13 protein-coding genes and 1 pseudogene are annotated in these 14,489 nt (G+C 72.1%); 8 read left to right on the top strand and 6 right to left on the bottom strand.

Going from position 1 to position 14,489, the window contains the following annotated elements; genetic code table 11:
• Nucleotides 1-97: 97 nt before the first annotated feature.
• From MKL01_RS14285 to MKL01_RS14265, 5 genes are all read left to right on the top strand, one after another.
• The gene (locus MKL01_RS14285; RefSeq protein WP_243905869.1) at nucleotides 98-790 is read left to right on the top strand and encodes a flavin reductase family protein; all 693 of its coding nucleotides are present in this window, start codon (nucleotides 98-100) and stop codon (nucleotides 788-790) included.
• Between the two features lie 12 nt (nucleotides 791-802).
• On the top strand, nucleotides 803-1,882 hold the full coding sequence (gene ada, locus MKL01_RS14280) for a bifunctional DNA-binding transcriptional regulator/O6-methylguanine-DNA methyltransferase Ada (protein ID WP_243905868.1): 1,080 nt from the start codon (nucleotides 803-805) through the stop codon (nucleotides 1,880-1,882).
• A 153-nt stretch (nucleotides 1,883-2,035) separates the two neighbouring features.
• On the top strand, nucleotides 2,036-2,500 hold the full coding sequence (locus MKL01_RS14275; RefSeq protein WP_243905867.1) for a methylated-DNA--[protein]-cysteine S-methyltransferase: 465 nt from the start codon (nucleotides 2,036-2,038) through the stop codon (nucleotides 2,498-2,500).
• Nucleotides 2,497-3,201 (top strand): 2OG-Fe(II) oxygenase, encoded by a 705-nt coding sequence (locus MKL01_RS14270; protein WP_243905866.1) that lies wholly within the window; start codon nucleotides 2,497-2,499, stop codon nucleotides 3,199-3,201. The genes MKL01_RS14275 and MKL01_RS14270 overlap by 4 nt, the downstream gene beginning before the upstream one ends.
• Nucleotides 3,202-3,305: 104 nt before the next feature.
• A complete protein-coding gene (locus MKL01_RS14265) occupies nucleotides 3,306-3,788 on the top strand; it encodes a DUF1203 domain-containing protein (RefSeq protein WP_279604618.1) in 483 nt (160 codons plus the stop codon).
• Nucleotides 3,789-3,945: 157 nt separating this feature from the next.
• On the opposite strand, the gene MKL01_RS14260 is transcribed toward MKL01_RS14265, so the two are convergent.
• Nucleotides 3,946-5,634: a thiamine pyrophosphate-binding protein gene (locus MKL01_RS14260; RefSeq protein WP_243905864.1), complete on the bottom strand. Its 1,689-nt coding sequence runs from the start codon at nucleotides 5,632-5,634 to the stop codon at nucleotides 3,946-3,948.
• Nucleotides 5,635-5,731: 97 nt separating this feature from the next.
• Entirely contained in the window at nucleotides 5,732-6,616 is an 885-nt protein-coding gene (locus MKL01_RS14255) for a LysR substrate-binding domain-containing protein (RefSeq protein ID WP_243905863.1), read from the bottom strand.
• A 511-nt stretch (nucleotides 6,617-7,127) separates the two neighbouring features.
• On the opposite strand from MKL01_RS14255, the pseudogene MKL01_RS14250 reads away from it, so the two are divergent.
• The 3 genes and pseudogenes from MKL01_RS14250 to MKL01_RS14240 form a co-directional block, all read left to right on the top strand.
• A pseudogene (locus MKL01_RS14250) lies at nucleotides 7,128-8,216 on the top strand (HD-GYP domain-containing protein); the annotation flags it as partial.
• A gap of 255 nt (nucleotides 8,217-8,471) precedes the next feature.
• The gene (locus MKL01_RS14245; RefSeq protein WP_243905861.1) at nucleotides 8,472-9,497 is read left to right on the top strand and encodes a histone deacetylase family protein; all 1,026 of its coding nucleotides are present in this window, start codon (nucleotides 8,472-8,474) and stop codon (nucleotides 9,495-9,497) included.
• Nucleotides 9,498-9,628: 131 nt separating this feature from the next.
• A complete protein-coding gene (locus tag MKL01_RS14240; protein WP_243905860.1) occupies nucleotides 9,629-10,519 on the top strand; it encodes a polysaccharide deacetylase family protein in 891 nt (296 codons plus the stop codon).
• 37 nt (nucleotides 10,520-10,556) lie between these two features.
• On the opposite strand, the gene MKL01_RS14235 is transcribed toward MKL01_RS14240, so the two are convergent.
• The 4 genes from MKL01_RS14235 to selD all read right to left on the bottom strand — a co-directional run bounded on the left by MKL01_RS14235 (nucleotide 10,557) and on the right by selD (nucleotide 14,244).
• The gene (locus MKL01_RS14235; protein ID WP_243905859.1) at nucleotides 10,557-11,075 is read right to left on the bottom strand and encodes a peptide deformylase; all 519 of its coding nucleotides are present in this window, start codon (nucleotides 11,073-11,075) and stop codon (nucleotides 10,557-10,559) included.
• Nucleotides 11,076-11,293: 218 nt separating this feature from the next.
• Nucleotides 11,294-12,100, bottom strand: a complete 807-nt coding sequence (locus tag MKL01_RS14230) for a DUF2147 domain-containing protein (protein WP_243905858.1) — start codon at nucleotides 12,098-12,100, stop codon at nucleotides 11,294-11,296.
• A gap of 186 nt (nucleotides 12,101-12,286) precedes the next feature.
• A complete protein-coding gene (locus MKL01_RS14225) occupies nucleotides 12,287-12,703 on the bottom strand; it encodes a hypothetical protein (RefSeq protein ID WP_409566255.1) in 417 nt (138 codons plus the stop codon).
• Nucleotides 12,704-13,194: 491 nt separating this feature from the next.
• The gene (selD, locus tag MKL01_RS14220; protein WP_243905857.1) at nucleotides 13,195-14,244 is read right to left on the bottom strand and encodes a selenide, water dikinase SelD; all 1,050 of its coding nucleotides are present in this window, start codon (nucleotides 14,242-14,244) and stop codon (nucleotides 13,195-13,197) included.
• Nucleotides 14,245-14,489 lie beyond the last annotated feature (245 nt).

Here is a 14,489-nt window from a genome sequence, read left to right as displayed (position 1 = left end):
GCAGAGTTCGCGCTGGCCGTTTCCAAGGCAAGAAGCGGAGTTCATCCAAAGCCGCACGGCGGCATGAGCGGTTCCTCGCCGAACCACGGAGCCCCGCATGAGCGATCCCCATGTCACGATCGAGCCGTCGATCCTCTATTTCGGGACCCCCGTCGTTCTGATCAGCACGCAGAACGAGGACGGCACAGCCAATCTCGCGCCGATGTCGGCCGCGTGGTGGATCGGCTGGCGGTGCATGCTCGGTCTCCAGACCGCGTCCAAGACGCCGCAGAACATGATCCGCACGGGGCAGTGCGTGCTCAATCTGCCGTCGCCGATGCAGGCCGATGCCGTGAACAGGCTGGCGCGACTGACGGGGACCCAGACAATCCCCGCGTTGAAGCAGCGGCTGGGCTACGCGTATGAGCCGTCCAAGTTCGCGGTGGCCGGCCTGACGCCCGTCCCATCGCAGACCGTGACCGCGCCACGCGCCCTGGAATGCCCGATCCAACTCGAAGCCGTCGTCTCGGCCCAACACGGGATGATGGACGACGACCCCCAGGTTGCGGGCCTGATCTCGGCCTTCGAGGTGCGCATCACCCGCGTCCACGTGCATCCGGGCTTGCTCATGGACGGGCACGAGAATCGTATTGATCCGGCTAAATGGCAGCCGCTGATCATGAACTTCCAGAAGCTCTACGGCGTGTCCGGGACCGAGATCGTTCCGTCCCGCCTCGCGGAGATCGAGGAGAAGCACTACCGCATGCCCGACGTGGAGCGGGCCCGCGGGGTCACCGAGCCCATCGGCTGAGGACCGACGCCAATGAACCGCCGGGACAATCACGCGGAAGCGATCCTTGCCGATCCCCGCTGGGCGCGCATCGTCGCCCGCGACAAGACAGCCGACGACCAGTTCTGGTACGCGGTCAGCACGACGGGCGTCTATTGCCGGCCGTCCTGCCCCTCGCGCGGCTGCAACCCCAGGAACGTCACCATCCACGCGACCCTCGAGGACGCGCGGCGCACCGGCTTCCGGCCCTGCAAGCGATGCAAGCCCGACGGCCCGGCCGCCGCGGTGGCGAACGCCGCGCTCATCACCAGGGCGTGCCGGCTCATCGAGGACAGCGAGACGCCTCCGTCGCTGACCGACCTCGCCGCGGCTCTCGCCCTGAGCCCCGGCTACGTCCATCGCATCTTCAAGGCGCATACCGGCCTGACGCCGAAGGGCTACGCGGTCGCGCAGCGGGCGAAGCGCGTGCGCGCGGCGCTGGCCGGCGAGAGCAGCGTCACCGAGGCGATCTACGACGCCGGGTTCAATTCGAGCGGCCGCTTCTACGCGGCATCCAACGCGATGCTCGGGATGACACCGTCGAGCTTCCGCAAGGGAGGGGCGACGGAGGAGATCCGCTTCGCCGTCGGCGAGACGACACTCGGCTCGATCCTGGTCGCCTCCAGCACCAGGGGTGTCGCCGCCGTCCTGCTCGGCGACGATCCCGATGCCCTGGCGCGGGGTCTCCAAGACCGCTTTCCCAGAGCGAAACTGATCGGTGCCGACGCCGACTACGAGGCCGTCGTGGCCAAGGTGGTCGGCCTCGTCGAGGCGCCGCAGGTCGGTCTGGACCTGCCGCTCGACGTGCGCGGCACCGCGTTCCAGCAGCGGGTCTGGCAGGCGCTGCGCGACATCCCGCTCGGCGAAACCGTGTCCTACGCCGAAGTCGCCGACCGCATCGGACTCCCGAGCGCGACCCGGGCGGTCGCGGGCGCGTGTGCAGCCAACGCGCTGGCGGTCGTGATCCCGTGCCATCGCGTCGTGCGCACCGACGGCGCCCTTTCAGGCTACGCCTGGGGTGTCGAGCGCAAGCGCGCGCTCCTCGACCGCGAGCAGGCGGTCGCCCGAGCCTGAGCTCCCGCCCTTTCTTCGATTGGAGAGCAGGGTTCGGAGCGCAGGACGTTCCTCCATCGCCCATCTTCGTCCGTGACAGATGGAGCAACCGACATGACCGAGAGCAGTCGGCCGTTCGCGGCCGAAACCCTCCGCTACGGGTACCGCCCGACCATGACCGGGCTGGCAGGGATCGCCGTCGGCGGCCGCGGTGTCGCCGCCGTGATGCTCGGACATGCGCGCGGCGAACTCCTGCAGCAGCTTCGCGACGCGCTGCCGGGTGCCGTCCTCGTCGAGGACGCAATCGGCGACCCGGTGCTCGATGCCGTCGCCCGCCACATCGACGCGCCGACCGACGCGCCACGGTTCGACCTGGACCTCCGCGGTGAAGCCGGCGAACGCGCCGTATGGGCGGCGCTGCGCGCCATACCGGTCGGCGAGACGCGCTCGTACGGCGCCATCGCGAAGGCGATCGCGATCGGCATGACGGCGCAAGAGGTCGGCGCCGCCTGCGCCGCCAACCGCCTTGCCGTCGTCGTACCGTGCCACCGCGTGCTGAAGGCGGACGGATCGATCTCGGGCTACCGCTGGGGCGTCCATCGCAAGCGTCAGCTGCTCAGCCTGGAGACGGCGGCATGACCACGACCCGCATCGAGGCGTTGGACTGGGCGATGATCGCCGGCGACCTCGACCGGCAGGGCTGGGGCGTGTTGCCAAAGCTCCTGGCACCCGACCAGTGCGACGCGATCTCCGGCCTGTACGGCGACACGCCGGCGTTCCGCAGTCACGTCGTCATGGCGCGCCACGGGTTCGGGAAGGGCGAATATCGCTACTTCTCCTATCCGCTGCCCGACATCGTTCAGGACCTGCGCACGGGCCTCTACGCGAAGCTCGCTCCGATCGCCAATGCGTGGCACGGCCGGATGGGACTGGACGTCCGCTTCCCCGCGACCCACGCGGCGTTCCTGGAGCGCTGCCACGCCGCCGGACAGCGCCGGCCGACACCGCTGCTGCTGCAATACGTTTCGGGGGACTACAACTGCCTCCACCAGGACCTCTACGGGGAGCATGTCTTCCCGCTCCAGGTGGCCACGCTGCTGTCCGAACCGGACGCGGCATTCGAGGGCGGCGCGTTCGTGCTGACGGAGCAGCGTCCGCGCATGCAGTCGCGTGCGGCCGTCGTGCCGCTGACCAAGGGCGACGCGGTGGTGTTCGCCGTTAACAGCCGGCCGCAACGCGGATCCAAGGGCGACTACCGCGTGATGATGCGGCACGGGGTCAGTGAGCTCCGCTCGGGTCGTCGACACGCCGTGGGGATCATCTTCCACGATGCGCATTGACGCGGCGACGTAGGGCGGCCGTGGCCGGGTCCTTCGATGAGCCGGCAAGAAACGGAGTGCGACGCGCGGCGACGCGCGTATCGGCATGTTCAGGAGGTGCGCCCATGACGAATTTCCGATGTGTCCCGATCGCGACGGAGACGGCAGACCGCTTCCGTCGCACCTTGCTGGACGATCGAGGAAACCGAGTCCGTCGGTTCGTAGCGACCGCGAGCGGTAGTTTTCCGTGTCGGCACTGCCTCCGATTGGCTCGGCCCGGAGAGACGATGCTGCTGGGATCCTACAATCTGCCGCGGCCTCTCGGCATCTACTGGACACCGAGCCCGATTTTTCTGCACGAAGGGGTTTGTCCCCGCAGCGAAGCCGTCAACGAAGTGGCGCCCATCGTGCGAGCCAACCCGCTCGTCTCAGTGCGAGCCTACGATGTTGAGCATCAATGTCTCTACGATCTCGGACATGTCTGCTTAGGCAACGAGGTCGAGGATCCGCTGCGCCGTGCCCTGAATGATCCTCGAACCCAATACGTTAATATCCACACGGCGCGCCCCGGCTGCCTTTTATCACATGTGGAACGATCGATCGATTGATCGCAGACGGTTGACGTTTTCCGGATATCCACAATTCATTTGCTGTGGACTCTGCAGTGTCCGCATTCGAGCACTTGCCGCAGCGGAGCCGGACGACCGAGATGGTTCGAAAACTACGGCGGCGCCACGGGCAGCTCGGCCGGCCCGGGAGCCCCGCTCACGTCGCCCGCACCACCACCTCCACCAGATTGGCGCCCCCCGAGCGGATCCCCGCCTCGATCGCCGGGGCGATGTCGGCGGCCCGGGTCACGCGCCGCGCCGGAACCCCCATGGAGGCCGCCAGGGCCAGGAAGTCGATCCGCGGGTCGGTGAGGTCCATGGCGATGAAGCGGTTGGCGCGCACCGAGGCGTAGTGCGACTGGCCCTTCATGAAGGTCTTGAGGATGTTGTACTCGGCGTTGTTGATCACCACGAAGGTCACGGGCAGCTTCTCGTGCGCGGCGGTCCAGAGCGCCTGGGGCGAGTACAGCGCCGCCCCGTCCCCCACCACGCAGACCACGGGCGCGCGGTCGAGGCCCAGGGAGAAGCCGACCGCGGCCGGCATGCCCCAGCCGAGGACGCCGCCGCGCATCGCCGCGTATTGATGCGCCGAGGGGCTGTCGAGGAAGGTGCGCAGGTGGGTCAGCGTCGCGGGGGCCTCGTCCACGATGGTGGTCTCGGCCCCGACCGCGCGGGCGACCTCGCGGGCGGCCACCAGCGGGGCGATCACCGGATCCTCGAAGGCCGCGTCCGCCGCGGCGGCGAGCCGCGCCCGGCGCTCGGCCCGGGCGGTCACGGCCCGGCCGCGCAGGTCCGCGAAGGCCTCGGCCCGGTCGGCGAGGCGCGGCGCCAGGAGCGGCAGCAGGGCGTCCAGCGAGGCGCGGATATCCCCCACCGTCGACAGGCTGGTGGCATAGGTGCGCCCGAGGTCGCGCACGTCCGCCGAGAGCTGGAACACCTGCGTCCCCGGCGGCACCGCCGAGACCTCCGAGTAGAGCACCGTGATCAGCGACTTGCCGCCCAGCGCGAACACCGCGTCGTAGCGCCCGAGGATCTCGGCGATGGAATCGGCCCGGGTCGGCAGGTTGCCGGCCCAGAGCGGGTGCGCGGTGGGGAAGGGGATGTGGGCCGGCCAGGACGAGCCGTAGACCGGCGCCGCCAGCAGGTCGGCCAGCGCCACAGCCTGAACGGAGGCGTCGGAGGCCTCGATCTCGTCCCCGGCGATCAGGGCCAGCCGGCCCGGCGCGATGGCGGCGAGCCTCTCCGCCAGCCGGTCGAGGGAACCCGCCACCGCCCGCTGGTCGATGGTCGAGGTCTCGCCCGCCGGCACGGCGGTCATGGCCTCCATCACGTCCATGGGCAGGGACAGGAAGACCGGGCCGGACGGGGCGGCACCCGCATCGTGGAAGGCCCGGCGCAGCAGGATCGGGATCTGGTCCGGGCTCGTCACCTCCCGGGCCCACTTCATCACCGGGTCGGCGATGGCGACGAGGTCGCCCATCAGCAGCGGGTCGGTGAGCGCGTGGCGGAGATCCTGCTGCCCGGCCGTGACCACGAGCGGCGTGCCCGAGACCTGGGAGTTCACCAGCCCGCCCATGGCGTGGCCGAGGCCGCCCGCCGTGTGCAGGTTGAGGAAGGCGGGCCGGCGCGCGCCCTGCGCGTAGCCGTCGGCCATCGCCACCGCGGTCGCCTCCTGCAGGGCGAGGATGTAGCTGACATCCGGCGCCTCGGTGAGCGCGTCGATGAGCGGCAGCTCGGTGGTGCCGGGATTGCCGAAGATGTAGCGCACGCCCTCCGAGCGCAGCACCTCCACCAGGAGATCGGCGCCCCGGCGCCGGCCGGCGGCCTCCACGGTCTCGATCGGCATGCCCAGGCCCCTCTACCCCGATGGAATCGGCCCGGAGGCTAAACCATGGGCGGCCCGGGGCAATGCGCCGGGCGCCGGGAAGCCGGGCTGGGGGATCCTATCCGCGCAGCTGCGCCACGAAGGCCCGGATGAACGGCGGCAGCCCGTCGAGGTCGCGCAGGCACAGGGTCAGGTCGCGCCGCGCCCAGGCATCCGAGAGCGGCACCACCGCGATGGCGAGCCCCTGCGCGGCCCGGGCGGCCGCGCTCTCGGGCAGGACCGCGAGGCCGACCCGGGCCTCGACCAGCCGGCAGACCGCGTCGAAGCCCCGCAGCTGCACCCGCAGGCGCATCGGCCGTCCCGCCCGCACCGCCTGGGCCACGAGGAACCGGCTGATGGCGCTGCGCCGGTCGAGGCCGACGAGGTCGTGACCCAGCACCTCGGCGAAGGGGATCGCGGGACGCGCCGCCAGGGGATGGTCCCGGGCCGCCACCAGCACGAACCGGTCCTCCCGGAACGGGAAGGTCTGGAGCGCGCCGGTATCCACGGTTCCGGACAGGATGCCGAGATCGGCCGCCCCCTCGGCCACCAGCCCGACGATCTCCTCGGAGGTGCGCTCGTCGACTTCGACGCCGATTCCGGGATGGCCGGCCAGGAAGGCCGAGAGCGCGTCCGGCAGGAATTCGGTGAGCGCGTTGGTGTTGGCCAGCACCCGGATCTGGCCGAACGCCCCGCCCGAGAAGGCCGACATCTCCTCGCGCAGCCGCTCCACCCCGGCCAGGACCTCCCGGGCGTGGACGAGGAGCGCGCGCCCGGCCGGGGTCGGGTCGACGCCCTGGCGGCCCCGGGTCAGCAGCGGCGCGCCGAGGGATTCCTCCATGAACCGGATCCGCGTCGAGGCCGCCGCCAGGGCGAGGTTCGCCCGCGCCGCCCCGTGGGTGATCGAACCGGCCTCGACCACGTGCCGGAACAGGCCGAGATCGACGAGATCGAACCGCATCATCGCCCGCGCGTCTCCCGACAGGCCGCCCCCGGCGGTCGGACGCCGGCCGCGGCGGACGGTAGCGCCGGCCCGCCCCCCTGTCAGCGGGCCGGGGGCGCCGCGTCGATGCCGGCGCGACCCGCATCCCTCCGTCGATCCTGTTCATAAGGGCACCGTCAATTCGACTGTATAATTATCACTATTCGAATATTATATCCTCGCGATCGACATCGCTCCTCCCCGCGTTTCAGTTATTTTGTCAGAATATACGCCTCTTTTGTGTCGAATAAATCCGATTTCATTTCAGAGGACTACGAATATCATTCACTGTCTATTAACCTGCCGCGACCCAACATTTGATCCAGCCGATGGAATCCTTCGCCGCAATGACGAATTTTCAAGCCCGAGCCGTCGCCGCGCCGATCCTGGCTCGGTCGCGAGGTTCCGCGTCCGGACATCCGGACGGCCGGCGGTTCGGCCGATCCGCGCGGCGGCATCCGTCTGCGGCCGCCGAAGGACGCGACAGCCCATGATGGACGCGCTCCTGGTCGACGACAGCGACACCATGCGCCTGCGGCTGCGCCGGCTGCTGGAGGCCAAGCCCGGCGTGAGCGTGACCGATCACGCCGATCCGGCCGCCGCCCTCGTCGAGGCGCAGATGCGGGCCTTCGACTTCGTCCTGGTCGACTGCCACATGCGCGCCATGGACGGGATCGCCTTCATCCGGTGCATACGGACCATCCCGCACTACGCCCAGGTGCCCATCGTGATGATCACCGACGACGTCTCGGACGCCGTGCGGCTCGCCGCCCTGGAGGCCGGGGCGACCGATTTCCTCGACCGCTCGGTGCAGGGCGTCGAGTTGACCGTGCGGCTGCGCAACGTGATCCGGCTCGCCAAGGCGGTGCGGCGCCTGGCCGAGCAGGCGGCCTGGCTCGACGGCGAGGTGGAGGCGGCCCTGCGCCACATGCGCGAGCGCGAGGAGGAGATCATCTTCCGCCTGGCGCTGGCCGTCGAGTACCGCGACAACGAGACCGGCGACCACACGTGGCGGGTGGCCCGCTACAGCCAGATCGTGGCCGAGGGGCTCGGCCTCCCCCCGGAGATGTGCCGCAACCTCTACCTCGCGGCGCCGCTGCACGACGTCGGCAAGGTCGGCATCCCGGACGGCATCCTGCTGAAGCCCGACCGGCTCGACCGGGACGAGTTCGACGTCATCAAGACGCACGCGACCATCGGCCGGCGCATCCTGGGCGGCAGCGCCTCCGAGCTGATCTGCCTCGCCGCCGAGATCGCCGAGTCGCACCACGAGCGCTGGGACGGCGGCGGCTATCCGAAGGGGCTCGCCGGCGCCGCGATCCCCCTGGCGGCCCGGATCGTCGCGGTGGCGGACGTGTTCGACGCCCTGACCACGGCGCGGCCCTACAAGGCGGCGATGTCCTTCGAGGCGGCGCTGGACTGCATCCGCGCCGACAGCGGCCGCCATTTCGACCCGGCCTGCGTCGCGGCCTTCTGCGCGCGCTGGCCGGACATCCGCGTCGCCGGCGGCCGCGCGCGGGCCGCGATCCGGCCGGTGACCGAGCCCTGGGCGCGGGTTCCGACCCTGCTGCGCGAGATCGCCGACGCGGCCCCCGCTCCGACGGGGTGGCGGGTCCGCGATCCCCACACCCTCATCGCCGGTGAGGGCGGACCGGAGGCCGAGCCCGACGGGTCACCGACGCAGACCCGGCCGGAACCCGTCCCAAACGGCGCGGCGGGCGCCCGCGCCGACGGGCGCGGCGGACGGCCCGGCCGAATCGCGCGCGGGCGGCCCCGCCCCCCGCCCGCGGCGGCCCGGACGGATGACGCGCGTCCCGCGGGGGCCTAACCTCCCGGGATGCGCATCTTCCACACGCCCGACGCGGCCCGGCACGATCCCGAGCATTACTGGCGGCGCGGCACGCCGATCCCGCATCCCGAGCAGGCCGCGCGCTACGCGATCCTGCACGACGCCGCCGCGACCGCCGGCCACGACCTCGCCGTCCCCGGCGATCACGGCCCCGACCCGATCCGGGCGGTGCACGATCCCGACTACGTGGCGTTCCTGGCCGGGGCCTGGGCGCGGCGGGCGGAGATGCCGGGCCTCGGCGACGAGATCCTCACCGGGGTCTTCGCCCGGCCGCAGATGCACCGGAAGCCCGCGGGCCTGCTGGGCCTCGCCGGCCTCTACATGGCCGACACCTCGACGCCGATCCGGGCCGGCACGTGGCCGGCGGTCTACGGGTCGGCGCAATGCGCCGTCGCGGCGGCCGAGGCGGCGCTGGCGGCGGGCCACGCCTACGCCCTGTGCCGCCCGCCCGGCCACCACGCCTATGCGGCCTCCGCCGGCGGCTTCTGCTTCCTCAACAACAGCGCCATCGCGGCGGCGCGGATGCGCGACGCCACCGGCGGCCCGGTGGCGATCCTCGACATCGACGTCCATCACGGCAACGGCACCCAGGGGATCTTCTATGCCCGCGCCGACGTGCTCACCGTCTCGGTGCACGCGGACCCGTCGGACTACTTCCCGTTCTATGCCGGCTATGCGGACGAGACGGGGGAGGGGCCGGGGGCGGGCTTCAACCGCAATCTGCCGCTGCCGCCGGGTTCGGGCGACGCGCCCTGGCTCGCCGCCGTCGAGGCGGGGCTCGCGGAGGTCGCCGCCCACAGGCCCCGCGGGCTCGTGGTGGCGCTCGGCCTCGACGCCGCCGCGGACGACCCGATCGGCGCCCTGCGGGTGACCCGCGCGGGCTTCGCCGCCGCGGCGGAACGGATCGCCCGGGCCGGGCTGCCGACCGCCCTCGTCCAGGAGGGCGGCTACCTCTGCGCGGCCCTGCCGGAGAACCTGACGGCGTTCCTCGCCGCCTTCGACGCCGCCCGCTGAGCCCCGGCCTCTGAGCCCGCCGGCGCCTCCGGGGACGCGCGAGCGGGCAGGGGGTCGCGGGCGCTGCCGGCCCCGACGGCGACAACGGACCGGAGGCGCCCTATCTCGGTGCCGCGGAACGGGGACACGGCATGGACACGGATTCGGGACACGGCCGCTACGCCTACAGCGCCCTGCCGGAGCGGCCGGTCTTCGACTGGCCGGAGGGCAAGCGCCTCGCGGTCTATATCGGGTTGAACCTCGAGACCTTCGCGTTCGGCGAAGGGTTGGGCGCCGAGCTGGCGCCGGGCGGGCCGCAGCCCGACGTGCTCAACTATGCCTGGCGGGACTGGGGCAACCGGGTCGGCGCCTGGCGGATCGCCGCGCTGCTGGACGGGCTGGCGATGCCGGCGAGCGTGCTCGTCAACAGCAACCTCTACCGGGACTGCCCCGGGCTGATCGAGGCGTTCCGCGCCCGCGGCGACGAGATCGTCGCGCACGGGCGGACCAATGCGGAGCGGCAGGGCGTGCTCGACGAGGCCGCGGAACGGGCGCTGATCGCCGAGACGACGGCGGTGATCGCGGCGCGGGAAGGGCGCCCGCCGGCCGGCTGGCTCGGTCCCTGGATCTCGCAGTCGCGGGTGACGCCCGATCTCCTGGCCGAGGCCGGCTACCGCTACCTGCTCGACTGGGACCACGACGACCAGCCGACGTGGTTCGCGACCCGCGGCGGCGGCCGCATCCTCGCGGTGCCCTACCCGCAGGAACTCAACGACATCCCCGCCATCGTCGCCCGCAAGGAGACGGGCCGCCAGTTCGCCGACGCCATCGTCGACGCCTTCGACGAGATGCTGGAACAGGCGCAGGCCGCGCCCCTGGTCATGGGCCTCGCGCTGCACCCCTACATCGTCGGGCGCCCGCACCGGCTGAGGCCCCTGCGCCGGGCGCTCCAGCACATCGCCGAGCGCCGCGCCGACATCTGGCTGACGACCGCCGGCGCCATCGCCGACCACGTCGTCGCGCGATCGGCCGGCGCGGGCTGAGGGGCCGCCGGCATGACGGGATCGGTCGCGCCGCCGCTCACGCGTGTTCCCCCGCGGCGGGCAGGCGCCTCAGCTTGTCGAACCGCTTCAGGAGCCGATCCCGCTTCAGCCGCGACAGGCGGTCGATCCAGAAGAGTCCGTCGAGCTGATCGATCTCGTGCTGGACGATGGCCGCCTGGAAGCCGTCGGCCTCCGCCTCGCGGGCCAGCCCGTCGAGGTCGCGATAGCCGAACCGGATCCGGGCGGGCCGGGTGATCTGCTCGCGCACGCCCGGCATGCTGACGCTGCCCTCGTCGTGGCGCGCCATGTCGGAGGAGGCCCAGAGCAGGACCGGATTCACGTAGACGCGCGGATCCGCTTCCGGCGCCATCCGGGCCACCATGACGCGCGCCGGCACGCCGACATGCGGGGCCGTCAGACCCAGGGCGCTCACGGCCAGGAGGGTGTCGCGCACGTCGTCGGCAAGCGCCTTCAGGCCCGGGCCGAACGCCTCGACCGGGGCGGCGGGACGGCAGAGGCGGGGATCGGGGAACAGGACGAGGGGGCGGCACGGCATGGTCGGTCGGTCCACCTGCGGCGACGGGGTCGGGCAGCCCCTCGAGGCTCGACCCGAGCGGGGGCTGCCGGCTCTCGGGATGACGCTCCAACGCCCGCCCGGCGCCGCGACCGTAATCCCGGCGGGGCGCGGCGCAAGGATGCCCTGGACGATCTCGGGCAGGGCCTCGAAGAGCGCCCCCGATACCCGGACCGACGTCCCGACGGACTCCGCCGGCGCTATCCGGCCCGGTTCCAGGTCTGGCCGCCGCAGAACATCCCGCCGAACGCGCAGCCCTGGACCCGCAACGTCCCGCCCTCCTTGAGCGTGACGGTGGAGTCGTAGGTGCGGCCGGTGTTCGGATCGTAGATCTGGCCGCTCCAGCGCGACGAGCTCTGCGCCTTCAGGTCGATCAGGACCTTCTCGCCGTTCGCCTTCGACCGGGCGTTCCACGCGTAGCCGCAGAGATTGCGCCCGCAGGCCTCGATGCGCACCATCCCCTTGCGGTCCTCGGTCTCCCACATGCCGAGCGGCGAGGTCTCGGCTCGGGCCGGGGCCGGGGGAGGCTGCGACGGGGACGCCGGTTCCCGGGCCGGCGCCGCCGTGCCGACCGGATCCTGCGTCAGATCGGCCTCCTGCCGCGGCGCCGGCAGCGGGGGCACTGTCGACACTGGGGGCACCGCCGACAGGGATTTTGGCGGGGCGGCGGGAGCGGGCGCACCGTCGTCGTCGGCGGCGGCGGCGGGGGGCTGGGCCGTCGATGCGCTGTCGGCGGGGGCGCGGTCGGGGGCTGGATGGGCGCGGGAACCGGAGGGGGCCGCAGCCGCGTCCGGCTCATCCGCGACGCCGGGTCGGGCCGGGGGGCGCCGCTTCGGCCCCATCTCGAACACGCCGGGGATCGACACCGATACGCACGAGAGGCCGTCGCAGCCGCGCGAGGCCCCGATATGGATCTTCCGCCCGTCGATCTCGAAATCGACCGTGCCCTGGGCGTTTGCGGCGGTGCCGGCCATCACCAGAACGGCGGCGAGTTGGAGACATCTCATGGCGGCCCCTCACATTCGAAAATCGAATCTCACCGCAACCATATACGCCGCAGACTGAATTCATGTGCGGATAGACACTCTATCGATCAAATACTCCAAGTCGAACGTCCAGCAACACGGATGAAATCGGCCCGGGGCGCTCCGCAACGGCGCGGCCGACGCGTCAGGGGCGCCCCATCCGCGGCTTCATCGGGGCGCGTTGAGGAACATCTGCGCGCCGAGCATCAGCGCCTGCTCGGGCGCCATGTCGGGCGAGCCCTCGGCGGGCGTGGCCACCGCGAAGGCGGCGACCGCGCCGGCCAGGGCCCGCAGGTCGTCGGCCTGGGTCGGATCGAGGGCGACGTCCTGGGCCTCCCGGGCCAGGCGGAGGTTGCACGCCCGCGTCGGCAGGCCCCGGCTGGGGGTGCAGGCATCGTGACGGGCGCAGGCCGCGTCGAGGGCGTCCACCGGCGGCAGCGGCGCGTTGTTCCCGGGCCCGCAGTAATTGCCGTAGATCACCATCTTCGGGGCGCCCAGCGCCGCGGGCTCGGCCCGGGCCGGCATCGTGCAGCCGACGGCGAACAGGATCGCGACGGCTTCGAGGGCGGCGGTGTGACGCGTCATGTCGGCGATTCTCCGGCACGCGCCCTGAACAGATCTGGCCTGCGCAAGCGGCGCATTCGACACCAGATCATCAATTATCGCCTTAGGCAATATCGAAAAATTGCCGCATATCCGCGGCCAAAGACAGACTACGATCCGGGCCCCGGCGCGCGGACTGGGAACATCCGGCCTGCGATCGGATATCTGCAGAATTCGCCGGCACGGCCGATCCTTCCCGAGAGCGATGGAGCGTCAAAGACCGCGTGCGGGCATGATCCGGGATCGACGACGCGCCGTCAGGTCCGGCGCGACGGACATCGGCGTCCGTGCCGGGCGTCCCGCCGAACGGTCCGGTCGGCGATCGTGGCGACGACAACCTGCTCCGCCGTTCGCGCGCGGCCGCCGGTCCGGCCCCGGGGGGCGGCGAAGGCCCCGGGCTCACCCCGTGCCCTCGGGCCGCCGACGCGCGTCCACCGTCCGGGGATTGCCCGGTCGTGCCGGATCGGGGCCCGTCAGGCCTCGACCCGGATGCCGGCAGAGCCGGCCTCGAACCGCCCGACGATGGCGGCCTGCGCGAAGCCCGCGGCGCGGCACTGGGCGAGGATCGCCTCGGCCCGCCCGGGCGTGCAGGTCACCAGCAGGCCGCCGGAGGTCTGGGGATCGGTGAGGATGTGCCGGCGCCAGTCCGGCAGGCCCTCGGGCAGCGCCACCTGGCCGCCGAAGCTCGCCCAGTTGCGGTGCGAGGCGCCGGTGACGAAGCCGTCCCGCGCGAGCGCCTCGGCCCGGGGCAGGAGCGGGACCGCGTCGCCCGCGACGACGAAGGTCAGGCCGGCGCCGCGCGCGAGTTCGAGGCCGTGGCCGAGGAGGCCGAAGCCGGTGACGTCGGTGACGGCATGGACCTCCGCGTCCCGCGCGAGATCCGGCCCGATCCTGTTGAGGCGCGTCGTGGTGGCGAGGAAGTCGGCGTAGCCCGCCGCGTCGAGGGCCTCCCGCTTGATGGCGGCGGAGTAGATGCCGACGCCCAGGGGCTTGGTCAGGATGGCGACGTCGCCGGCCCGGGCATCGGCGTTGCGCCGGACATGGGCGCGGTCGCACAGGCCGACGACCGCCAGGCCGTAGATCGGCTCCGGGGCGTCGATCGAGTGGCCGCCCGCGACGGGGATGCCCGCCTCGGCGCAGGTGGCCGCCCCGCCCTTCAGGATCCTGGCGACGATCTCGGGGGCGATCTTGCCCACCGGCATGCCCAGGATGGCCAGCGCCAGGATCGGCCTGCCGCCCATGGCGTAGACGTCGGAGATCGCGTTGGTGGCGGCGATCCGGCCGAAATCGTGGGGATCGTCCACCATCGGCGTGAAGAAGTCCGTGGTGGCGATGAGGCAGGTGCCGTCGTCCAGGGCCCAGACCGCCGCATCGTCGGCGGTCTCGTTGCCGACCAGCAGGCGCTCGAACGGGCCCGGGACCGGCTGGTCGGCGAGCAGCGTCCGCAGCACGGCGGGATCGAGCTTGCAGCCGCAGCCGCCGCCATGGGCGAGGCTGGTGAGACGGACCGGGATTGTATCCATGGTCGGATCCTCTGATGCAGGGTTCAGAACGCGGGTCGAAAACCGGAGACCGGCTTCGGCTCGACCGGTCAATAGCCGACATCGCGTCGTCCTGGATCCGCACGGCGGTCGGGGCAGGCCTCCGCACCGGCGCCGGCACGCCGATCGCGCGGACGCCGGGGCGGACGCATCGGACGTCCCGGACCGACGCGACACGGCGCCTCCCGGAGGCGGGGCCCTGCCGTCGGCGGGGGGCCGCCGGGCCG

It is taken from the genome of Methylobacterium sp. J-070 (assembly GCF_022829385.1).
GTDB lineage: Bacteria > Pseudomonadota > Alphaproteobacteria > Rhizobiales > Beijerinckiaceae > Methylobacterium.
The sequence above is the reverse complement of the archived record's forward strand: the minus strand, read 5'-3'. Positions and strand labels throughout refer to the sequence as shown.